The sequence below is a fragment of the Actinosynnema mirum DSM 43827 genome (assembly GCF_000023245.1).
In the GTDB taxonomy this organism is placed as follows: Bacteria; Actinomycetota; Actinomycetes; order Mycobacteriales; family Pseudonocardiaceae; genus Actinosynnema; species Actinosynnema mirum.
On record NC_013093.1, the window covers coordinates 754327 to 775702 of the forward strand.

Sequence of the window (21376 nt, forward strand, 5' to 3'; positions counted from 1 at the left end):
TCGGTGACAGCGTTGCTGGAGGTCGACGACCTCCGCGTGGAGTTCCGCACCCGCGACGGGGTCGCGCGCGTGCTCAACGGCGTCAGCTACCACGTCGCGGCCGGTGAGACGCTGGCCGTGCTCGGCGAGTCCGGCTCGGGCAAGTCCGTCACCGCCCAGGCGGTGATGGGCATCCTGGACACCCCGCCCGCGCACGTCACGGGCGGCTCGGTCCGGTTCAAGGGCGAGGAGCTGCTGGACGCCGCGCCCGAGCGGCGCCGACTGGTCCGCGGCGAGGGCATCGCCATGGTGTTCCAGGACGCCCTGTCCGCGCTGAACCCCGTGTTCACCGTGGGGTTCCAGATCGAGGAGCAGCTGCGGCTGCGGCGCGGCATGTCCCGCAAGGACGCCCGCGCCCGCGCCGTCGAGCTGCTGGACCAGGTGAAGATCCCGCACGCGAGGCAGCGGGTGCGCGAGTACCCGCACCAGTTCTCCGGCGGGATGCGGCAGCGCGCCATGATCGCGATGTCGCTGGCGCTGGACCCCGAGGTCCTGATCGCCGACGAGCCGACCACCGCGCTCGACGTGACCGTGCAGGCCCAGATCATGGACCTGCTGGCCGAGCTCCAGCGCGACCGGGGCATGGCCATGGTGCTGATCACGCACGACCTGGGCGTGGTCGCCGAGGTCGCGGACCGGATCGCGGTCATGTACGCGGGCCGGATCGTCGAGCACGCCGACGCGCGGTCGCTGTTCCGCGCGCCCGGCCACCCGTACACGTCGGCGCTGATGCGGTCGCTGCCGCACGTCGAGGCCAAGGGCTCGGAGCTGAGCACCATCTCCGGCCTGCCGCCGAGCCTGCTCGCCATCCCGCCCGGCTGCCCGTTCCACCCGCGCTGCCCCAGGGCGCGGGACGTCTGCTCGGTCGACGTCCCGCCGCAGGTGCCGCTGCCCGGCGGGCGGGACAGCGCGTGCCACTTCGCCGAACAGGAGGTCAGCGGTGCCTGAACCGGTGCTGAGCGTGCGGGACCTGGTCAAGCACTTCCCGGTGACCAGGGGCGTGCTGTTCAAGCGCGCCATCGGCCAGGTCAAGGCGGTCGACGGGGTCTCGTTCGACCTGATGCCCGGCGAGACGCTGGGCGTGGTCGGCGAGTCCGGCTGCGGCAAGTCCACCCTCGCCCAGGTGCTGATGTGCCTGGAACCGCCCACCTCCGGCGAGGCGCGCTTCGAGGGCAGGCCGATGTTCGGCCTCAAGGGCTCGGCGATGCGGTCGCTGCGGCGGGACCTGCAGATCGTGCTCCAGGACCCGTACACCTCGCTCAACCCGAGGATGACCGTCGGCGACATCGTCGGCGAGCCGTTCGAGATCCACCCGGAAGTCGCGCCCGCCGGGTCGCGGGCGGCGCGGGTGCGGGAGCTGCTGGACGTGGTCGGGCTCAACCCCGAGCACGCGAACCGCTACCCGCACCAGTTCTCCGGCGGGCAGCGGCAGCGCATCGGCATCGCGCGGGCGCTCGCCCTGCGACCCAAGGTGATCGTGTGCGACGAGCCGGTGTCCGCGCTGGACGTGTCCATCCAGGCGCAGGTGATGAACCTGCTCGGGCGGTTGCAGCGCGAGTTCGGGCTGGCCTACGTGTTCATCGCGCACGACCTGTCGGTGGTGCGGCACCTGTCCGACCGGGTCGCGGTGATGTACCTGGGCAAGTTCGTGGAGGTGGGCACCGAGGACCAGATCTACGCGCACCCCACGCACCCGTACACCCAGGCGCTGCTGTCGTCGGTGCCGGTGGCCGACCCGGAGCTGCGCGGCAGGCGCGAGGTGATCCGGCTGACCGGGGACGTGCCGTCGCCGATCGACCCGCCGTCCGGCTGCCGGTTCCGCACCCGGTGCTGGAAGGCGCAGGACGTGTGCGCGACCGAGGAGCCGCCGCTGGTGGAGCGGCTCGGGCACCTGAGCGCGTGCCACTTCGCCGAGGAGCGCTCGGTGGTGCCGGGCTAGGGGTTCTTGGTGCGGGAGCGGCCTTCGCGGTCGCTCCCGCACCGGTCGCCGCTACCGGTTGGACGCCGTGCGCACGAACGCCGCGATGTCCTTCGACTGCTGCACGCGGGACTCCTCGTGCACGTACATCATGTGCCCGGCCGGGTAGTACGCCGACTCGACGTTCTCGGCCAGCTCGCGCGGGACCTTCAGGTGCGCCAGCACGTGCTCGGCGGCGTAGTACGGGGTCGCGCCGTCGTGGTAGCCGAACGCCACGTGCACCTTCAGGTGCGGGTTGGCCCGCATCGCCGCCGCCAGCTTGTTCGCCACCGTCACGTGCGCGCCCTCGAACTCCTTGTAGGACCACGGGTGCACCGCGCGCGAGATGATCTCGTACGGCAGGTCGCTCTCGTAGCCCAGCTCGACCCGCGCGTAGTGGTTGAGCGCCGCCGAGTACGGGCCGAGGATCGCGCTGTACGACGGGTCCTCGCTGAACAGCTCGCGCCCGTAGTCGCTCTCCCAGCCGGTGAACCGGCCGTCCAGCCGCCCGACCGTGCGGCGCCGCGGGCGCAGCAGCTCGGTGAAGAACCGGACGTGCTCGATCCGCAGGTCCACCCGGTCCACGTAGTCCTCGGACAGCCCCGTCAGCGCCGCGAGCCTGGCCACCACGCCGGCCCGCTCCTCGTCGGTGAGCCTGCTGCCGCGCGCCAGCGCCCACGGGTAGTCCTCGGCGGCGAACTCCTCGGCCTCCGCGAGCACGTCCGCGAGCTCCCGGTCGCCGTGCAGGCCGTGGTGGTGGGCGATCGCGGCGTACGTCGGCAGGAACAGCGAGTACGGGAGGTCGTTGCCCTCGTTGAAGTCCAGCGTCGCGAAGTCCAGCACGGCCGAGATCAGCACCAGGCCGTTGAGGTACATGCCGTGCCGCTGCTGGAGGTGCTCGGCGAGCGCGGCGGCGCGGGTGGTGCCGTAGGACTCGCCCGCCAGGAACTTCGGGGACAGCCAGCGGCCGTTGCGGGAGGTCCACAGCCGGATGACCTCGCCGACCGACTCGACGTCGCCCTGGAACCCGTGGAACCTGCCGGGCTGCTCGCCCTCGGCGGCCCGCGAGTAGCCGGTGGACACCGGGTCGATGAACACCAGGTCACTGTGCGCCAGCAGGGTCTCGGCGTTGTCGACCAGCTCGTACGGCGGGGGGACGGGCTCGCCCGCGTCGCCGGACACCACGCGGCGCGGGCCGAACAGCCCGAGGTGCAGCCACACGCTGGCCGAGCCGGGGCCGCCGTTGAACGCGAACACGACGGGCCGGGTCGCCGGGTCGCCGTCGTCGGCGGTGTAGGCGGTGAGGAACACCTCGGCCCTGGGGCGCAGCCCCTGGAACTTCCCGTCCTCCACGACCTCCTCGCGCAGCACGACCCGGCCGGTGGTGGCGGTGTAGTTCAGCTTGCGGCGCTTGACGGTGATGCTGTGGGAGGTGGTGACGAGGTCGTCCTCGGGGGTCGCCGCGTTGGGCGCGTCGGGCGAGTCCGGGGCGGGGGTGGTGTCCTTGTCGCTCATGGTCCGAACCCTACGTTCGGGGAGGCGGCGGGTCAGGTGGATAACGGGCGGGTGGCTGGGCGGCGGGTGGTTGGGCGGCGGGACGCGGGGGTGGGCGCGGGGGCGGGGGTTGGCGTCGGTGCGCCCGACGGGGGCGGTGCGCCCGACGGGGCCGGTGACCTGGCCGCCGTGCCGGACCTGCCGGAGCTGGACCGCCGGGTGAGCGGCTGCCGGGCGTGCCCGAGGCTGGTGGCGTGGCGCGAGGAGGTGGCGCGGGTCAAGCGGGCCGCGTTCCGCGACCAGGACTACTGGGGCAGGCCGGTGCCGGGCTTCGGCGGCGGTGACGCGCGCCTGGCCGTGGTGGGCCTGGCCCCGGCCGCGCACGGCGGCAACCGCACCGGCCGGATGTTCACCGGCGACGCCTCCGGCGAGGTCCTGTACGCGGCGATGCACGCGGTGGGCCTGGCGAACCAGCCGGAGGCGGTGTCCCGAGACGACGGCCTGCGCCTGCTGGGAGCCCGGATCACCGCCCCGGTGAAGTGCGCCCCGCCGGACAACGCGCCGACCCCGGCCGAGCGCGACACCTGCCGCCCGTGGCTGGAGCGCGAGCTGACCCTGCTGCGCCCGACGCTGCGCGCGGTGGTGGTCCTGGGCGGCTTCGGCTGGCAGTCCCTGCTGCCCGCCCTGGCCGCCCACTGGACCGTCCCGAGACCCCGCCCCCGCTTCACCCACGGCGCCCGCGTGGAACTGCCCGCGTCGGACGACGGCCCCCCGCTGGTCCTGCACGGCTGCTACCACGTGAGCCGCCGCAACACCCAGACCGGCCTGCTGACCACGGAGATGGTGGAGGAGGTCCTGTCCCGCGCGAAGGCCGACGCGGGGCTGTGAGCGGAACCGGGAGCGCGGCCGGGTTCCACGACGGGCGCCGGACCGCCGGGGTGACCGGCCCGCCGCGCACCGCCCGCCCGCACCGCGATCACAACACCGCATCCGACCGCCCGCCGCGCGCCCCGCGAGGGCATCATGATCGGGTGCGTCCCAGGGCAGCGCTCCTCCTCGCCACCGGCACCTGCCTGGTGCTCGCCGCGCTGGCCTCGCTCGGCTCCTCGCCGGTGGACTACCGCGCCCCCACCCCGACGCCGCCCACCCCGCTCACCGGCACCACCTGGACCATGCCGCTGCCCCCCGATCCCGCCCCGCCGCCGGAGGCCAGCGCCGGGTTCACCCTGTTCACCATCGTGGTCGCGGTCGCCGCGCTGGTCCTCTTCCTGGTCCTGCTGGTCCAGCACCTGCTGAACTGGCGCCCGAAGCGCCGCGCGGCCACCGAGCGGTCCGGCTGGGTCGAGGCCGTCGTCCCCGGCCCGCCGCCCCCCGAGCTGGTCACCGGCGCCCGCCGGGCCCTGTCCGGCCTGAGCGCGCCCGAGGCCGGGCCGCCCGGTGACGCCGTCGTCGCCGCCTGGCTGGCGCTGGAGCAGGCCGCCTCGGCGTCCGGCGTGGCCCGCGCCCCGCACGAGACCGCGACCGAGTTCACCACCGCCCTCCTGGACCGCCACCACGTCGACCCGGCCGCCACCACCGCCCTGCGCCGCACCTACCAGCGCGCCCGCTTCGGCAGCGCCGAGGTCACCGCGGCCGACGTGCGCACCGCGACCACCGCCCTGGAGGCCGTCGTGCGCGACCTGACCGCTCGGGACCCCCGGTGAGCGCCACCGCCCGCGCCGTCCTCGCCGCCCTCGCCTGGCTGTCCGCCACCGGCCTCCTGCTGCTCTTCTCCGCCCCCCTGCACTGGGCCGCCCCGACCGCCCTCCCCGTCGCCGCCCTCGCCCACCTGGCCACCCGCCTCCCCGGCGGCGGCGACGTGCTCTGGTCGCCGGTGCGCGACCACGCGGCCACCGGCTCCCAGCACACCCACCACCAGGCCAGCGTGCTCGCGGGCCGCCTGGCCGACGCCACCGAGCACCCCGCCCGCTTCACCACCCGCGTCCAGCCCCGCCTGCGCGCCCTCGCGCTCGCCAGGCTCCGCCAGCGCCACGGCGTCACCGACCTGGCCGACCCGCGCGCCGCCCGCCTCCTCGGCCCGGAGCTGCACGCCCTGCTCACCGACCCCGACGCCACCGCGCCACCGCCCGACGTGCTCGCCCGACTGCTGGAGGACCTGTGATCGAGGACATCGCCGCGGAGGGGGCCGCCGTGCTGGACGCGGTCGGCACCGCCGTGGTCGGCGGGCGGGACACCGCCAAGCTCGCCCTGGCCGCCGTCCTCGCGGGCGGGCACGTGCTGCTGGAGGACGTGCCCGGACTCGGCAAGACCCTCATGGCGCGCTCCCTCGCGCAGGCCCTGCGCCTGGACTTCACCCGCCTGCAGTGCACCCCCGACCTGCTGCCCGCCGACGTCACCGGCTCGTTCCTCTACGACCCCGGCAGCCGCGACTTCGACTTCCGCGCGGGCCCGGTGTTCACCGGCCTGCTGCTCGCCGACGAGCTCAACCGCACCCCGCCCAAGACCCAGTCGGCGCTGCTGGAGGCCATGCAGGAGAAGCAGGTCACCGTCGAGGGCCGCACGTTCCCGCTGCCCCGCCCGTTCCACGTGCTCGCCACCGCGAACCCGGTCGAGCACGAGGGCACCTACCCGCTGCCCGAGGCCCAGCTGGACCGGTTCCTGCTGCGCCTGGCCGTCGGCTACCCGCCCGCCGACGAGGAGGTCGAGGTGCTGCGCCGCAGGCTCGCCAGGGGCCGCGAGGAGACCGAGGTGCCCGCGGTGCTGGCCGAGGGCAGGCTCGCCGAGCTCCAGCGCGGGCTGGAGACCGTGCCGGTCGACGAGGACGTGCTGCGCTACTGCGTCGACCTCACCGCCGCCACCCGCGTGCACGGCTCCGTCGAGGTCGGCGCGTCCCCGCGCGGCGCGCAGGCGCTGGTGCTGGTCGCGCGGGCGCTGGCCGTGCTGGACGGCCGCGACCACGTCGTGCCGGAGGACGTGAAGGCCTGCGCCGTGCCCGCGCTCGCCCACCGGCTCACCCTGCGGCCCGAGACCTGGACCTCCGGCGCGACCGGCGTCGACGTGGTCACCGAGCTGCTCGGCAGCGTCCCCGGACCGGCGAGCAGCAGGCGGTGACCGGGCGCGACCGGGACAGGCCGCCCGGCGCGTGGGGCGCGCCGTGGCGCGGCACGGACGCGCTGGCCAGGGGCCTGCTGCTGGGCGTGGTCCTGGTCGTGGCGGGCGTGCTCGCGCACCGGGTCGTGCTGGTGCTGTTCGGCGCCCCGCTGCTGGTCACCACGGTGCTGGCGCTGCTCCGGCCGCCCGGCGGCGCGCCGGACGCGCGGGTGCGGCTGCTGTCCCGCGTCGGCGAGATCGGCAAGGCGGGCGCGGTGGTCGACGTGGTGGCGGACGGCGAGCTGGTGGCCGTGCGGCTGCCCGTGCCCGGCCGCGAGGGACCGGGCCCGGTGCACCTGCTGCCCGCGTCGACGACCGCCGTCAGCGTGGTGCTCGACCGCTCCACCTGGGGCGACGGGGTGGACGTGCGCCCGGACCACCTGGTCGCGGGCCCGGACGGGCTGGTCGTGCACGGGCCGGTGACCGCGCCCGAGTGGGGCAGGGCGATCCTGCCGCCGATCGCGCCCCTGCCCACCGGGCTGCTGCCCGCGCGGGCGAGGGGCCTGGTGGGCGTGCACCGCTCGCGCGGGCCGGGCGACTCGGTGGAGCTGCGCGACATCCGGGCGTTCGCGCCCGGCGACCGGTTGCGCCGGGTGGACTGGCGGGTGTCGCTGCGCACCGGGAACCTGCACGTCCGCGAGCACCACGCGGAGACCGACGCCGACGTGGTGCTCGCGCTGGACACCAGGGCGGACGTGGAGGCGGACGTCGCGCTGTGGACCGAGAGCGGCCGGGGCTCGCCGAAGCCCGGCGGGAGCCTGGACCTGGCGGCGCGGGCCGCGGTGTCGCTGGCGGCGGCGTACCTGCGACAGGGCGACCGGGTGGGCCTGGTCGACCTGGGCAGGCCTGCGCTGTGGCTGCGGCCGGGCTCGGGGCGGCGGCAGTTGCTGGCGCTGCGCAGCAGGCTGGTGGCGTGCGCGCGGGTGGCCGGGTGGGCGCAGCGGCCCGTGCTGGACGCGCGGCAGGCGCCGACCGGCGCGGTCGTGGTGGTGCTGTCGCCGTTCCTGGACGACGAGGTGGTGGAGGTGGCGGTGCACGCGGCGCGGCGTGGCCACCCGGTGCTGGCGGTCGACGTGCTGCCCACCGACCTGCGACCGGACCGGGAGACCGAGTGGGGAGCCGCGGCGCTGCGGGTGGTGGAGCTGGAGCACGAGGTCCGGGTGACGGCGCTGCGCTCGCACGGCGTGCCGGTGATCCGCTGGGACGGCGAGTCCGCCGTCGTGGCCACGGCGCTGCACGCGACCACCCGACCGAGGCGCTGACCGGGGTGAACGCGGTGACCGGGGGGAGGCGAGGACGTGGGGCGGCGGGCTGACCGGGACTCGGGTGGGACGGGTGCCGGGAAGACGGGCACGGCGAGGACGGGCACGGCGAGGACGGGCACGACGGGGGATGGCGTGGCGAGGGGCGACACGGTGACCGGTGGCGCGGCGCAGGACGGCCCGGCGGCTGGTGGCTCTGCGGCCGGTGGCCCGGTGACCGGCGGTCCGGCGGCCGGCGACGTCCCCGCCGCAGGCGCTCCCGCCCCGCCCACCGCCCCTATCCCCCTGGGCCGGGGCCTGCCCGGCTGGTCGTCGCGCCTCGCCGTCGCGCTCGTCGGCGGCGGCCTCACCGGCGTGCTCGCGGTCGAGGGGACCGAGCCACCGTTCCTGCTCGTCCACCTCGCGCTGGTCTGCCTGGCCGCCGTGCTGCCCGCGAGCGCCGCCCCCGTGCTCGTCATCGCCGCCACCGCCGCCGCGCTCGCGCTCTCCGACGCCCCGGCGTTCCGCCCCGCCGTCCTCGTCGCCGTCGCCCTCGCGCACCTGCTGCACGTCGTGACCGCGCTCGCCGCGCTGCTCCCGCTCGACTCCAGGGTTCACCCGTCCGCACTCCGGGTTCCCGCGATCAGGTTCGCCTCGGTGCAACTCTGCGTGCTCGGCGCGGCGGGGCTGATCAGCCTAGTGCCGCAGGGCCGGGTGGCCGCCCCGCTGGAGCTGCTGGGACTGGCCGCCGCGACCGCGCTCGCAGCGGGTTCCGCGCTGCTCCTGCGGTCCAGGGGCTGACCGCCGTCCCGCCTGCTGGATCGATCCTCGCTGGTGCGACGGCATCGCCGCAGGTGCGGGGCACAGTGTCTGCTATCACGTGGCGACCGTCGTCACAACCGGCCTTGTGGACAGGGACGTAGGGCCCTTGCGGTGGGACTATTGCGGTATGGCTGCTGTGAAGTCGCAACCCACACGGATCGTGATCGTCGGCGGTGGGTACGTCGGCATGTACACCGCGCTGGGGTTGCAGAAGAAGCTGCGCTCCGGTGAGGCGTCCGTGACCGTCATCGACCCGCAGCCGCACATGACCTACCAGCCCTTCCTGCCGGAGGCCGCCGCGGGCTCGATCGAGCCCCGCCACGTCGTCGCCCCGCTGCGGAAGGTGCTCAAGCGCTGCCACGTCGTCACCGGCCGCGCCACCCGCATCGAGCACGAGAAGAAGTCCGTCACGGTCGAGCTGGTCGACGGCCACGTTGAGAAGTTCGAGTACGACGTGCTGGTCTCCGCGCTCGGCGCCGTCTCGCGCACCCTGCCGATCCCCGGCCTGCCGGACGTCGGCATCGGCCTGAAGACGATCGGCGAGGCGATCTACGTCCGCAACCACGTGCTGTCGCGCCTGGACCAGGCGGCGAGCACGAACGACGCGGAGCGCCGCAAGCGCCTGCTCACGTTCACCGTCATCGGCGGCGGCTTCGCGGGCATCGAGACGCTGGCCGAGCTGGAGGACATGACCCGCTACGCGCTGCGCTACTACGAGGGCCTCAAGCCCTCCGACGTGCAGTGGGTGCTGGTCGAGGCCACCAACCGGATCATGCCGGAGGTGAGCGCCTCGCTGGGCGTCTACACGGTGCACCAGCTGGAGAAGCGCGGCATCAAGTGCTACCTCGACACCCGCGTGAAGTCGATGGAGGGCGGCCACGTCGTCCTCGACGACGGCACCGAGTTCGACTCCGACACGGTCGTGTGGACCGCGGGCATGAAGGCCAACCCGATGCTGCGCGACACCGACCTGCCGCTCGACGAGCGCGGCCGGGTGCGCTGCACCGCCGCCATGCAGGTCGTCGGCCTGCCGGGCGTCTGGGCCGCCGGTGACTGCTCCGCGGTGCCGGACCTGTCGCGCACCGAGGAGGACCCGAACGCGACCTGCGTGCCCAACGCGCAGCACGCGATCCGGCAGTCCAAGCTGCTGACCAAGAACATCCTCGCCTCGCTGCGCGGCGGTCAGCCGAAGGACTACTTCCACAAGTACGTGGGCTCGGTGGCGGGCCTTGGCCTGTACAAGGGCGTGGCGGACATCTTCGGGATGCGCTTCCGCGGCTTCCCGGCGTGGTTCATGCACCGCACCTACCACGTGATGTTCATGCCCACGTTCAACCGCAAGTTCCGCGTGCTGGCCGACTGGACGCAGGCGTTCATCTCGGGCCGCGAGGTCGTCGCGCTGGGGCAGCTCCACGAGCCCAAGGCCGAGTTCGACCGCGCCGCGAGGAGCTGATCGCGACCGGGCGCCGAGGCGTCCGGACCGACTGGGAGCAGGCACCGTGCCCGCTACGCCGACTGGGTGTAGCGGGCACGCGCCCGTCTGGGGCAGTGACGTAACTTGATCCCCCGATCGGTGCAATGCATATGTTCCCATCTTGACATTGCGTAATGTGAACCAGAGACTACGGCTGGTGCATCACCTGAATGCGCGATGCATTAGTGGGGAGAGAGGTGACCGCGATGTCTCTCGAGGAGCTGGCCGCACAGCTTCGCCGCGGTGAGATCGAGGACCGGGTCCTGGCGGAGTACGCCGCCGAGTACGCCACCGCAGGGAAGTGCTTCCGCAGCAAGAAGGACGATTGAGCGTGCCCGCTTCGAGGCGGGGGAGCGCAGTGCCCCCGTCCGCGGCGGAGCCCGCCGAGGCGACGAGCCCCGAGGCGGCGCGTCCCGGCCAGGGGAATCCGGGGACGGTCCGCTCGGACGCCTCCGAGGCGGGTGACGCGGGCGCCTCCGAGGCCGGGGACGAGCACCCACCGGCCGGAGCCGACGACCCCTTCGCGCGCGCGTCCGCGCCCGACTACGCCGTCGCCGAGTCCACCCGCAGCTCCCGCGCCCGCGCGCTGCACCTCGAAGCGGGCGCCGCGCTGCCCGAGGAGACCTCGTTCCTGGCGGGCCTCGTCCGGTCCGCCGAGTCCGCGCTGGGCTTCCGCGCCGCCCCGCTGACCCGCCCCGTCGCGACCACCCCCGGTTTCCTGGTCGACCCGGCCGACGTCCCCGCGACCACGGGGCCCGCGCTCCCGGCCCCGACCGCGTTCCGGACCGGCCCCGAGCACCCGCGCGCCGCACAGGCGGGCCGGGTGGGCCACCCCGGCCAGGACGCCTACGCGGGCTTGACCGCGCAGGGCGCAGCCGCGCAGGGCCCGATCGCGCAGGGCCCGATCGCGCAGGGCCCGATCGCGCAGGGCCCGATCGCGCAGGGCCCGATCGCGCAGGGCCCGATCGCGCAGGGCCCGATCGCGCAGGGCCCGGCCCCGCAGCACCCGGCCGACCACCAGCCCAGGGTCCCGCAGCGCCCTGCCGCGCAGCGCCCTGCCGCGCAGCGCCCTGCCGCGCAGCGCCCTGCCGCGCAGACCCCTGCTGCCGCGCAGCCTCCCGCCCCGCACCACCCGGCTCCACACCACCCGGCCTCGCACCACCCGGCCCCGCCGCGCTCGCCCGCGCAGCGCCCCGCCGCCACGCGCACCCTCCCGCTGCGCCCCACCCCGCTGCTCATGCAGGGCCAGGAGTACCTGTTCCGCACCCAGCCCAAGTGCCTGGACTTCCAGGAGCAGGCCCACCGCCTCGGCGTCGTGGACGAGGGCGACGGCAGCCCCGTCCCGTGCGTGCTGGTCCTGGCCCGCTCCGCCGACATGGAGATGAACGAGCTCTCCATCGCCCTCGCCGAGCGCGGCATCCGCATGGTCCGCATCGACGCCGACCGCTGCACCGACCTCCCGCTCACCGTCTACACCGACACCCCGCTGCTGGAGCTGGACCGCTGGCTGGTCCGCCCGCTGCTGGTGTGGCGCAGGCACTTCGAGCTGTCCGCCGTCCCGGTCGAGCCGGGCACGCTCGCGGGCGCCTACGCGGTCGACCAGTGGAACGCCGTCGCGGGCTGGCTGTCGACCCGCCGCGACTGGGCGCACGTCAACCCGGTCCGGCACACCGCCCACCTCGACCGGCTGACGCAGATGGCCGACGCCGCCGCGTTCGGGCTGACCGTGCCGCGCACCGCCGTCACCACCCGCCCCGGCCGCACCCGGCCCGGCGGCGGGCAGTGCATCGTCAAGACCGCCGGGCGGCACCTGCTGGAGCCCCGGCCGGGCGTGCAGCACGGGCTGTTCCCCCGACCGCTGGAGACCAGCCGGGCGGGCGACGTGCCGGAGACCGCGCCGGTGATAGTGCAGGAGTACGTCACGGCCGAGACCGAGATCCGGGTCTTCACCGTCGACGAGGAGTGCCTGGCCTACCAGGTCGACAAGATCGACCCGGCGCAGCTGTGGGTGGACCCGGACGCGGTCCGGGTGACCCCGGTCGAGGTGCCCGAGGGGCTGCGCGGGAGGCTGTTGGCGCTCGCCCGGCACTGGAGGCTCCAGGTCGCGGCGTTCGACCTGCTCGTCGCGGGCGACGACCACGTGTTCCTGGAGGTCAACGTCAACTGCGACTGGCGGTGGTTCGAGCACCGGGCGGGCGACACCCGCGTCTCCGACGCGGTGCACAGCTGGGTCGCCGGGCGTTTCGAGGAGCTGCTGGGTGCGGGTCAAGGTCGCTGAGCACGCGGCGCTGTCCTACCGGGACGGCACCGCGGTCTGGGACGACTACCTCCACCACCGCCAGTTCGCCATCACCGAGACCGCCGAGCTGCTGTGCCGCAAGTTCGCGACCTTCACCGACGTGGACGCGCTGCTGGCCCCGCTGGCCGAGGCGGACCGGGCGGCGCTGCGCGCGGTGCTGGACGAGCTGATCGGCGCGCGCGTGCTGCTGGTCGAGGGCTCGCCCGAGCACGAGGCCGAGCGGAGGCTCCTGGCGGGCTGGGGCTCGTGGGGCGTGGCGGCCCGGCACTACCACTTCGCCAGCCGCACCCTGGCCGACGCGCCTTACCAGGGCGTGGACGAGCACGACGCCGAGTTGGACGCGAAGCTCGGCACCGACCCGCCGCCCCCGCCCTTCAGGACTATCGGCGGTGTGCGCGTGGATCTTCCCGCGCCCGCCGAGGACCCCGAATGGGGGCGGGAGGGGTTGCGGAGCGTTCTGCTCGGCCGTCGCACAACGCGAGATTTTGGTCGAGGGCCGCTTCCGCTGCGCCAAGTGGGTGAAATTTTGGCGGTGCTCGCCGCGCCGTCACCCGCCCGCTCCAGGGTCGGGCGGTCCGGGACCGTCTTCAAGATGACACCATCGGGCGGCGGTCGTCACCCGGTCGAGGTGTACGCGCACGTCAGGGCGGTCGAGGGCGTCGAGCCGGGGTGGTACCACTTCGACCCGCTCGGGCACGCGCTGGAGCGCCTCGGGGTGGTGTGGACGCAGGAGCAGCTCACCGAGGCCGCGGGCGGGCAGGAGTGGGTCGGCGAGGCCGCCCTCGTCCTGGCCTACACCGGGGTGCTCGACCGCACCCGCTGGCGTTATGACACGTCACGGGCCTATCGGGTGGTCCAGATGGACGTCGGGCACCTCTCGCAGACCGCGTACCTGGTCGCCACGGCGATGGGATTCGGCGTCGGTTTCACCGCCGCGCTGCGGGACGAGCTGGTGGAGCGCGCACTCGGTTGTGACGCATATCACGAGATCGTCCTGGGCTTCACCGCGCTCGGCCCATTACTCGAATGAACGGAATAGCAGTTCGCATTGAGCCGTGCGGGGGATGTGCATCGAACAGCCTCCACGAACGCACGGTAACCGCTTAGGCTCCCCGCTGCCCCCGTAGCCCAACGGGTAGAGGCAGGCTCCTTAAAAGAGTCACAGGTACGGGTTCGAATCCCGTCGGGGGCACGCTCGTGATAGCTGTTCGTCACCCGTTCGCAGGTCAGGGACGTGCGGGCGGGTGACGCGCCGCGATGGAGCCGGGGAGCGGAGTTCACCGCGCGGAGTGGGTCTTTTCCCTTGTCCGTGCAGCGGACCAACGGTTTCGACCCCCTGATTTAGTGAGGGAGTCAGCAGGTCAGCCCGTATTTCCGCACTTTTGCGGACTAAGCGGGGCCGCCGCTAAGCGGCCCCGGCCCGCCCGTTCAGTTCGCCAATCGAGCGTTCACCCAGTCGGTGACCACCCCGTCCAGCACGGCCAGCGGGAGCGGCCCGCCGCCGAGCACGAGGTCGTGGAACTCCCGGATGTCGAACGCCGCCCCGAGCGCCGCCTCGGCCGCCGCCCGCAGCCGCAGGATCTCCAACCGGCCCACCATGTACGACAGCGCCTGGCCGGGCGCCGCGATGTACCGGTCCACCTCGTTCTCGATCTCCACCAGCGCCAGCGGCGTGTTCTCCCGCAGGTACGCCACCGCCCGCTCCCGGCTCCAGCCCTTCGCGTGCAGCCCGGTGTCCACCACGAGCCTGCCCGCGCGCATCGAGTCCAGCGCCAGCATCCCCAGCCGCGCCACGTCGTCCGAGTACAGCCCCATCTCGTCGGCCAGCCGCTCGGTGTAGAGCCCCCAGCCCTCCAGGTAGGCCGTGACGGACGCCATCCGCCGCAGCAGCGGCAGGTCGGTCAGCTCCTGGGCGAGCGAGATCTGGAAGTGGTGGCCGGGCACCGCCTCGTGGAAGGCGATCGCCTCGGCCTGGTACCGGAACCGCTCCTGCACCCGGTGCGTGTTGGCGTAGTAGGTGCCGGGCCTGCTGCCGTCCAGCGCGGGCGAGGAGTAGTAGGCGGTCGGGGCGCCGGGCGCGTCGTCGGCGGGCACCGCCTCCACCACGCAGCGCTGCGCGGGCAGCCGCCCGAACCACTTCGGCGCGACCTCCTCGGCGCGCGCGATCGCGGTCCTGGCCGCCTCCAGCAGCTCCTCCTCGGTGTCCCAGCGCAGCGCCGGGTCGGTCCGCATCCGCTCGAACACCCCGGCCGCGTCGGAGGGGCCGAACACCCGCCCGCCGATCTCCGCGTACTCCCGCCCCAGGTCGGCGATGATCGCCAGCCCGGTCTCGTGCAGCTCGTCCGGCGTGCGCGGGGTCGTGGTGTGGTGGCGGGCCAGCGCGGCGTACGCGGCCTCGCCGTCCGGCAGCCAGCACAGGCCCGGCTGCTCGTCCGGCCGCCCGTCGGGCAGCAGCTCCCGCAGCACCTCCCGGTACGCGGCGAACGCCGGGCGCACCCGCTCGGCCAGCACCCGGTCCCGCTCGGCCGCGACGTCCGCGACCAGCTCGTGCCTGGCCAGCGGGTCGCGCTCGGCGGACAGGTAGCGGTCCAGGTGCGCGATCGCCGCCCGGACGAGGCGCGCGACCGGCCTGCGGCCCGCTGAGCGCCCCGAGCGGTGCCGGTCGGCCACCTGCCCCAGGTACTCCGGGATCGCCGCCAGGCGGGCCACGTAGGCCCGCTGCTGGGCCTCGTCGGACGGGGTGAGCATGGGGAGCATCGCCAGGAGCATCCCGGCGGGCGCGAAGAACGAGTCGGTGATCGAGTGCTCGACCAGCCCGGCGTCGATCCGGTCCACGATCGCGAGCGCCTGCTGCACGACCACCGCGCGGGTCACCGGGTCGTCGTCCTCGGGCAGCGCCCGTGCCCTGGAGGCGATGTCGAGCGCCCGCGCGCGGGAACCGGCCTCGCCCGCCTCGCTCACGTCCTCGAGGCCGGTGTTGGCCACCGGCAGGCCGTACAGCGCCGCGCCGATCGGGTCCAGGTCCTTGACCAGTTCGAGGAGTTCCTCGGCCAGTCCAGCGGTCGTCGCCATGCGGGTGCTCCCAGCGCTCGTCGTCCCTGCCGGTCATTAGCTTAGGAAACGACCGGCCGTCCGCGTGGGCGGAACGCCCGGAACCGTCGTACCCCCGCAGTACGGTGCCCCCTCCCCGGAACCGCACCCCGGAACCGCACCGCTGGAACGCATTACTGGAGGACCCATGGCGGACAAGGTCGACTTCAAGCGGACCGTCCCGAGCTACACCGCCAAGCGCGACGTGCCCGAGCTGGTCGAGGTGCCCGACCTGCGCTACCTGGCGGTCGACGGCGCCGGCGACCCGAACACCGACGCCTACGCGGACGCCGTCTCCGCCCTCTACCCGGTCGCCTACCGGCTCAAGTTCACCAGCAAGGGGGATCTCGGCCGGGACTACGTCGTGCCCCCGCTGGAGGGCCTGTGGTGGGCCGAGGACCACGCCTCGTTCACGAGCGGGCGCGACAAGTCCAAGTGGAGCTGGACCCTGCTGCTCCTGCTGCCCGACTGGGTCGGCGACGACCTGCTCGCCGGGGCGCTCGACCGCGTCGAGGCGGGCGGCGACCCGCCCGCGCGGCTGCGCGACGTGCGCGTGGAAGCGCTCTCCGAGGGCCTGTGCGTCCAGGCCCTGCACGTCGGCGCGTACGACGACGAGGCCGAGCTGCTGCGCCGCGTGCACGAGGAGTTCATCCCCGAGCACGGGCTCGCCCCCACCGGCAGGCACCACGAGGTCTACCTGAGCGACCCGCGCCGCACCGCCCCCGCCAAGCGCCGCACGATCGTGCGGCAACCGGTCGCCAGGCTCGGCTGAGCCCCCGCCGGTCCGGCGCCGTCAGTTCAGCGCCGTCAGTCCGGCGCCGTCAGTCCGGCGCCGTCAGTTCATCGCCGCGGGCATCCGGCGGTGGTGCTCCAGCACCGCCGGGTCCTGCAGCTGCATCCACTGCAGCACCTCGGTGTACGTCGCGCACACCGTGCCGTCCGCGCCGCACGCCTCGCCCATGAACCGCTCCACCGCCTCGCTGAACGCCCCGCCCGCCCAGTCGTTGAAGTGGTTGCCGATCACCACCGGCGCCCGGTTCCCGTTCGCCGCCGCCCGCAGCACCGACCAGTAGGTGTCCACCACGACCTGGGTGAACAGCGGCACGTTCGCCGGATCGGTCTTCTCCTTCGCGCCGTCCAGCGCGTACCAGAGGTTGAAGTCCATCATCACGACCTGCTTGCCCAGCGCGGGAACCCGCACCTCCGGCATCGGGAACTCCCACACCCCGTCCCGCACCGACGGCCACTGCACGCCCAGGCTCACGTGGCTGGTGTCGTAGACGAGCCCGTGCTGCCGCATCGCCGGGAACGCCTGGTCCCACCTGCCCTCCAGGCACGGCGTGCGCCCGCCGCGCACGGTGCCGGGGTCCAGCTTGAACCCCTTGGCGCGGGCCTTCTCCACGATCTGGAAGAACTGCTCCAGCTCGTCGCCCCAGTCCGCGGTGTCCCAGTCGCCCACGCTGGACGCCCCGCCCGCGCAGAAGTGCCCGTTGTAGTGCGTGCCGATCTCGTGCCCGTCGTCGATCGCCTTGTTCAGGTAGTCGATCCGCAGCTCCACGTCCGCCTGCGTGCCGCCGAACCCGATGTCCGACCTGCCCGCGCCCTGCCCTGGCCCCCGGTAGGTCGCCGCGCCCTGCTGCTCGGTCAGCAGGTACACCCCGGACAGCAGCCCGGTGACGTGCGCGCCGGTCCGCGCGGCGATCGGGTTCAGCCGGTCCCAGTGCTTCTTGGACGCCGCGCCGTCGAAGGAGAACAGCAGGAACTGCGGCGGCTTCTCGCCGGGCTGGAGCCTGCGCATCCAGGACGGCGGGTCCGGGTGCGCGGGCACGGTCGGCGCGGGAGCCGCGCTCGCGCTCGACCCGGTCGTCACGCCGGGCAGCCGCGCGGCCGGCTCGCCGACGTCGCCGCCCGGCGGCGACTCCCGCACGCCCAGCACCGCGAGCACGACCAGGACCACCGCGAGCGCGACCACCGTCGAGAGCCAGCCCCATCGCTTCACAACCATCGTGGACGGGACATTGCGTCCGGAGGTTGCTTCCGTGCGGAAACCCGCGCGCCCACGCGGCCTCCCCACCGGGGCGGTCAGCCCACCGGCGTCGCCACCACCACGCGGTTCTCCTCGTACCCCAGCTGCCCGCCGACCCACCGGCCGCCGCAGGTCACCAGCACCAGCCGGTGCTCGCCCGACGGCCCGAACAGCTCCACCGCGCGCCGCGGCAGCTCGTCCTTGCGCACCGCCAGCACGTCCCGCACCGCGAACCGGTACTCGGCGCCCGAGGTGTCCACCACGAGCACCTCGCGGCCCGCCTCGGCCCGCCACAGCTCGTCGAACGGCCCCGTCGCGCCCTTCCAGTTCACGTGGCCCGCCAGCACCGTCGCGCCCTCGCCCGCGCCGAGGTCCACGCCCCACCAGGTCGCCTCGCCGACGCCGTCCGGCACCGGCAGCACCCCGTCCGAGGTCACCTCGCTGCGCACCAGCTTCGCCGTGTTCCCCTGCGGCAGCCGCACCGTGCCCGGCCGCACCTGGGCGGCGGGCGGCGGCGGAGGTTCGGGGACCGGCAGGTCGGCGGGCGCGTTCGACCCGGCCCGCATCCCGGCCAGGTCGACGCCGCGCCCGCTGCGCAGGCTGTCGCCCAGCGGGTGCGGCACCACCGGGTCGGCCGGCCTGGCCTGCCCGGTCACCACCACGTCGGGCGCCGTGAGCGCCAGAGCGGCGGTGGTGGACAGGACGCCCACCACCGCCGCGCCGGCCAGCAGAGCTCTCACCATCTGTTCAGCACCGCCGGATCGTCACCTCAGGCCGCCAGCCGCCGCCGGACCACCAGGCCCAGCGCGACGCCGCCGACCAGCACGGCGCCCGCGAAGCCCGCCACCGCGCCGGGCGCGGTCTCCGTGGTGAAGGACGCCGTCGCCAGCGCCACCCCGCCCTCGGAACCGGCCGGGATGGTGATGGGCACGATCGGCTTGTTCGGCTTGTTGCCCAGCTGCAGGACCAGGGTCTGGCCCGGCTCGACCTTCCCGCACGCCTTCGGCGGCGCGTTCGGGTCGTAGTTCTCCTCGTAGCCCTTCGGCGCGGCCACCTCGATCACGCAGATCTCCTGCGGGGTGCGCAGGTCCTCCACGACCGCGGTGCCGTCGGCGCCGGTCTGGAGCACCACGGGGGTGCCCTCCGGCCCGACCAGCGGGCTCTCGTCCTGCAGGACCGCCGGGGTGGACCCGTCCGCCGCGGTCACCCGCAGCGCCGCGCCCGCGAGCGGCTTCTTCGTCTCGGAGTCCACCTTGCCGATCTTCACGATCCCCGGAGGGGTCTTCGCGGAGGCGGACGCGTTCGCGGTGAGCTTCTTCTCGCCACCGGTGGTGACGATGCGCTGCATGTCGCTGTCCGCCGGGACGTGCACGACCGGCTTGTCGGCCGGGCTGTCCAGTCGAACGGCCACCGAGGGGGAGGGGCCGGTCGGGACGACCTTCAGCGTGAGGGGCTTGCCGTCGGCCGGGGTGACCAGCTCCGCGGTCCCGGCCTCGCTGCCCTCGATCTTCGCGTCGGTCAGCTCGGCGGTCACGGGGACCCCGCCGACGCCGCCGCCGCTCTGCTTGGACACGGTCACGGTCCAGGTGTCGGCCGTGCCGATCAGCTGGTCGCCGGTCGGCGCGATGACCTGCGCGGCCCACGGGCCCCGGTTGGCCTCGGCGTCGGCCTTCATCCTGGCGATCGCCTCGTGCGCGGAGGCGGGCAGCCGGTCGAAGTTGAACTGCTCGTCGTAGGCGACCTTCTGGAACGGGACGTCCGCCCCGATCGCGATGCCCGCCTGGGCGTCCGGCGCGGCGGTCCAGGTGTGCAGCAGGTGCGACAGCCCTGCGGCCTCGTCGGCCGAGGTCGTGGTGCTGTAGCGCAGCAGCAGGTAGGAGATGTTCGCCGAGATGTCGGGCGCGAGCGACTTGCCGCCCTTGGTCAGCAGCTCGTCGCCTTCCTTGTACTCGACGTCGCTGTCGGGCGCCTTCAAGGCGTAGGCGACGCACCACACTTGCTTCTTGTTCCAGACGTAGGAACCGGACCACCCCGGCCCGTCCGGGCGATCCTTGTAGGGCTGCGCCTCGTGCTGGTAACCGAGCCCCTCCTGCGGCGCCGCTTGGGCGATAGCCGCAGGTAAAGCGAGCAAGGTCACACCGGCCGCGAGCGTAGCCCCAGCGAGTCGTCTCCAGCCCATGATTGGCAAGACTCCCTGAAAATGGGTGCGGAAGGTGCTGGCCTGGTGAGCTTTCCCGGTACCGAAGGTGCGGACAAGCCGCCACTGGGGTATGTGGTGACTACGCTCCGCCACTCAAGTAGGTGGTAACCGAGAGCTCCACTGGGTAAAGTCCGTTTTACCCGCCGGGAACCGATCTGCTCGTGCGGACGTTGAACCCCGTGAAGGCGCGAGACGCCAACAGGAGGACACTGAGGTGCGCACCAGCAGCAACCCCGCGTTCCGGAACCTGCCCCAGGGCGGCGGGCACGCGGGCTTCGGGCAGCAGCAGTACGGACAGGCTCAGCCCTACGGCCAGCAGTACGGCGGCGGCTACCCGCAGCAGCAGGCCTCGGGCGAGCGCCCCATCACGATCGACGACGTGGTCACCAAGACCGCCGTGACCCTGGGCCTGACCCTGGTCACCGGCCTGGTCTCGGCCTGGCTGGTGCTGACGGGCGCGGTCAACCCGATCGCCCTGACCCTCCCCGGCATGATCATCGGCCTCGTCGTCTCGCTGATCATCATCTTCAAGAAGACGCCGAGCGCCCCCCTGGTGCTCACCTACGCCGCGGCCGAGGGCGTGTTCCTCGGCGGCATCACCGGCGTGTTCGAGGCGTTCTTCCCCGGCATCGCCTGGCAGGCCATCCTCGGCACGTTCGGCGTGTTCGCCGGAATGCTCGTGGTCTACAAGACCGGTGCGATCCGCGTCACCCCGCGCCTGACCAAGTGGGTCATCGGCGCGATGGTCGGCGCAGGCGTCCTGATGCTCGCCAACCTGGTCATGGGCCTGTTCGGCGTGAACCTGGGCCTGCGCGACGGCGGCCCGCTGGCCATCGTCTTCTCGCTGGTCGTCATCGGCATCGCGGCCTTCAGCTTCCTGCTGGACTTCGAGGCCGCGAACGAGATGATCCGCAGCGGCGTCCCGTCGAAGTGGGCCTGGTGGGCCGCGTTCGGCCTGATGACCACCCTGGTGTGGCTGTACCTGGAGATCCTGCGCTTGCTGTCCTACTTCCAGAACGACTGACCCCGACGGGTCCGGTCGCTGGAGGGGACACCCCCGAACCAACTGGATGAGGAAGGCGCCTTGGCCGTGCAGGCTGGGGCGTCTTTCGCCTTTTCCGGGGTCTTCCGGGGCGCTCGTCCGGGGCACTCATTCGGGGTACTCGTCCGGGGGCTTTCCAGGGGCCGCGCGTGTGGCCCCCGCCGTCAGCAGGGCTGGCCGCTCCTCGGGCCGGGGTGCGCGGCCAGCGCGGCGCCCGCGCCCTCCAGGCGCACCAGGCAGGCCACGCACAGCGGCCCGTGCGCCTGGCCGCCCGCGTCGTCCGGGGGCCTGCGCGCCCCCGAGCAGGCCGCCAGGTGGTCGCCGGCCGGGTGGTCGCCCGCCAGCGGGAAGGCGTGGCACAGCGGGTCCGAGCCGACGCGCCACCACACGTGCGCCATGCCGCCTCCTCCGTTCGGCGGGCGCCCGACCGCCCGGAGGGGGATGCTGCCGGCTGATCACCCGGCCGGACAGGCCCCGCCGGGCGGCGTCCGCGCATTTCCACCGGATGGTTCAACGGGGACCGCGCGGACACCGCCCGAGGG

Annotated in this window: 20 protein-coding genes and 1 tRNA gene; 15 read left to right on the forward strand and 6 right to left on the reverse strand. The window is 74.0% G+C overall.

All coding sequences use genetic code 11. The features are described from left to right. Nucleotides 1–3: 3 nt before the first annotated feature. A complete protein-coding gene (locus AMIR_RS03420) occupies nt 4–987 on the forward strand; it encodes an ABC transporter ATP-binding protein (RefSeq protein WP_012783304.1) in 984 nt (327 codons plus the stop codon). Further along, nucleotides 980–1978 (forward strand): ABC transporter ATP-binding protein, encoded by a 999-nt coding sequence (locus AMIR_RS03425; RefSeq protein WP_012783305.1) that lies wholly within the window; start codon nt 980–982, stop codon nt 1976–1978. Before AMIR_RS03420 ends, AMIR_RS03425 begins: the two co-directional genes overlap by 8 nt. A gap of 51 nt (nt 1979–2029) precedes the next feature. On the opposite strand, the gene AMIR_RS03430 is transcribed toward AMIR_RS03425, so the two are convergent. After that, nucleotides 2030–3511, reverse strand: a complete 1482-nt coding sequence (locus tag AMIR_RS03430; protein ID WP_012783306.1) for a S10 family peptidase — start codon at nt 3509–3511, stop codon at nt 2030–2032. Nucleotides 3512–3679: 168 nt separating this feature from the next. Here AMIR_RS03430 and AMIR_RS03435 point away from each other — a divergent pair, with 168 nt between their 5' ends. From AMIR_RS03435 to AMIR_RS03480, 11 genes are all read left to right on the forward strand, one after another. Then, entirely contained in the window at nt 3680–4378 is a 699-nt protein-coding gene (locus tag AMIR_RS03435; RefSeq protein ID WP_118945319.1) for a uracil-DNA glycosylase, read from the forward strand. 143 nt (nt 4379–4521) lie between these two features. Continuing rightward, on the forward strand, nt 4522–5193 hold the full coding sequence (locus AMIR_RS03440) for a DUF4129 domain-containing protein (RefSeq protein WP_012783308.1): 672 nt from the start codon (nt 4522–4524) through the stop codon (nt 5191–5193). Next, the gene (locus AMIR_RS03445) at nt 5190–5651 is read left to right on the forward strand and encodes a hypothetical protein (protein ID WP_012783309.1); all 462 of its coding nucleotides are present in this window, start codon (nt 5190–5192) and stop codon (nt 5649–5651) included. The genes AMIR_RS03440 and AMIR_RS03445 overlap by 4 nt, the downstream gene beginning before the upstream one ends. After that, a complete protein-coding gene (locus AMIR_RS03450; protein WP_012783310.1) occupies nt 5648–6601 on the forward strand; it encodes an AAA family ATPase in 954 nt (317 codons plus the stop codon). Before AMIR_RS03445 ends, AMIR_RS03450 begins: the two co-directional genes overlap by 4 nt. Then, nucleotides 6598–7902: a DUF58 domain-containing protein gene (locus AMIR_RS03455; RefSeq protein WP_012783311.1), complete on the forward strand. Its 1305-nt coding sequence runs from the start codon at nt 6598–6600 to the stop codon at nt 7900–7902. The genes AMIR_RS03450 and AMIR_RS03455 overlap by 4 nt, the downstream gene beginning before the upstream one ends. A gap of 135 nt (nt 7903–8037) precedes the next feature. Further along, complete coding sequence (locus AMIR_RS03460) at nt 8038–8682, forward strand: hypothetical protein (RefSeq protein WP_041836555.1); 645 nt, start codon at nt 8038–8040, stop codon at nt 8680–8682. A gap of 148 nt (nt 8683–8830) precedes the next feature. Beyond that, nucleotides 8831–10156: an NAD(P)/FAD-dependent oxidoreductase gene (locus AMIR_RS03465; RefSeq protein ID WP_012783313.1), complete on the forward strand. Its 1326-nt coding sequence runs from the start codon at nt 8831–8833 to the stop codon at nt 10154–10156. A 227-nt stretch (nt 10157–10383) separates the two neighbouring features. Continuing rightward, nucleotides 10384–10506, forward strand: a complete 123-nt coding sequence (locus AMIR_RS42595; protein WP_012783314.1) for a hypothetical protein — start codon at nt 10384–10386, stop codon at nt 10504–10506. Nucleotides 10507–10535: 29 nt separating this feature from the next. Continuing rightward, complete coding sequence (locus AMIR_RS41455; protein WP_012783315.1) at nt 10536–12455, forward strand: hypothetical protein; 1920 nt, start codon at nt 10536–10538, stop codon at nt 12453–12455. Further along, nucleotides 12436–13506: a SagB/ThcOx family dehydrogenase gene (locus tag AMIR_RS03475; protein ID WP_012783316.1), complete on the forward strand. Its 1071-nt coding sequence runs from the start codon at nt 12436–12438 to the stop codon at nt 13504–13506. The genes AMIR_RS41455 and AMIR_RS03475 overlap by 20 nt, the downstream gene beginning before the upstream one ends. Nucleotides 13507–13593: 87 nt before the next feature. Next, nucleotides 13594–13668: transfer RNA gene (locus AMIR_RS03480), tRNA-Leu, on the forward strand. A gap of 236 nt (nt 13669–13904) precedes the next feature. Here AMIR_RS03480 and AMIR_RS03485 read toward each other — a convergent pair. Continuing rightward, nucleotides 13905–15548 (reverse strand): DUF885 domain-containing protein, encoded by a 1644-nt coding sequence (locus tag AMIR_RS03485; RefSeq protein WP_012783317.1) that lies wholly within the window; start codon nt 15546–15548, stop codon nt 13905–13907. Nucleotides 15549–15714: 166 nt separating this feature from the next. Here AMIR_RS03485 and AMIR_RS03490 point away from each other — a divergent pair, with 166 nt between their 5' ends. Further along, nucleotides 15715–16338 carry a GyrI-like domain-containing protein gene (locus tag AMIR_RS03490; RefSeq protein ID WP_012783318.1) on the forward strand — a complete coding sequence of 208 codons (624 nt, stop codon included), beginning with the start codon at nt 15715–15717 and terminating at the stop codon, nt 16336–16338. A gap of 63 nt (nt 16339–16401) precedes the next feature. Here the strand turns inward: AMIR_RS03490 and AMIR_RS03495 are convergent, their stop codons facing one another. The 3 genes from AMIR_RS03495 to AMIR_RS03505 form a co-directional block, all read right to left on the reverse strand. Then, complete coding sequence (locus AMIR_RS03495) at nt 16402–17571, reverse strand: polysaccharide deacetylase family protein (RefSeq protein ID WP_012783319.1); 1170 nt, start codon at nt 17569–17571, stop codon at nt 16402–16404. A 77-nt stretch (nt 17572–17648) separates the two neighbouring features. Further along, nucleotides 17649–18335, reverse strand: coding sequence for a class F sortase (locus AMIR_RS03500; protein WP_012783320.1), 687 nt, complete (start codon nt 18333–18335; stop codon nt 17649–17651). A gap of 26 nt (nt 18336–18361) precedes the next feature. Beyond that, complete coding sequence (locus AMIR_RS03505) at nt 18362–19729, reverse strand: MSCRAMM family protein (protein WP_012783321.1); 1368 nt, start codon at nt 19727–19729, stop codon at nt 18362–18364. Nucleotides 19730–20006: 277 nt separating this feature from the next. Between AMIR_RS03505 and AMIR_RS03510 the strand changes: the two genes are divergently transcribed. Beyond that, a complete protein-coding gene (locus AMIR_RS03510) occupies nt 20007–20816 on the forward strand; it encodes a Bax inhibitor-1/YccA family protein (protein ID WP_012783322.1) in 810 nt (269 codons plus the stop codon). Between the two features lie 182 nt (nt 20817–20998). Here the strand turns inward: AMIR_RS03510 and AMIR_RS39945 are convergent, their stop codons facing one another. Continuing rightward, nucleotides 20999–21232, reverse strand: a complete 234-nt coding sequence (locus tag AMIR_RS39945) for a hypothetical protein (RefSeq protein WP_012783323.1) — start codon at nt 21230–21232, stop codon at nt 20999–21001. Nucleotides 21233–21376: the final 144 nt, after the last annotated feature.

What these genes read in the sequence shown, in the direction of transcription:
- AMIR_RS03500 (WP_012783320.1), bottom strand. Translation starts at nt 18,335, where the DNA reads ATGGTGAGAGCTCTGCTGGCCGGCGCGGCGGTGGTGGGCGTCCTGTCC.
- AMIR_RS39945 (WP_012783323.1), bottom strand. Translation starts at nt 21,232, where the DNA reads ATGGCGCACGTGTGGTGGCGCGTCGGCTCGGACCCGCTGTGCCACGCC.
- AMIR_RS03430 (WP_012783306.1), bottom strand. Translation starts at nt 3,511, where the DNA reads ATGAGCGACAAGGACACCACCCCCGCCCCGGACTCGCCCGACGCGCCC.
- AMIR_RS03465 (WP_012783313.1), top strand. Translation starts at nt 8,831, where the DNA reads ATGGCTGCTGTGAAGTCGCAACCCACACGGATCGTGATCGTCGGCGGT.
- AMIR_RS03490 (WP_012783318.1), top strand. Translation starts at nt 15,715, where the DNA reads ATGGCGGACAAGGTCGACTTCAAGCGGACCGTCCCGAGCTACACCGCC.
- AMIR_RS03485 (WP_012783317.1), bottom strand. Translation starts at nt 15,548, where the DNA reads ATGGCGACGACCGCTGGACTGGCCGAGGAACTCCTCGAACTGGTCAAG.
- AMIR_RS03495 (WP_012783319.1), bottom strand. Translation starts at nt 17,571, where the DNA reads ATGGTTGTGAAGCGATGGGGCTGGCTCTCGACGGTGGTCGCGCTCGCG.
- AMIR_RS42595 (WP_012783314.1), top strand. Translation starts at nt 10,384, where the DNA reads ATGTCTCTCGAGGAGCTGGCCGCACAGCTTCGCCGCGGTGAGATCGAG.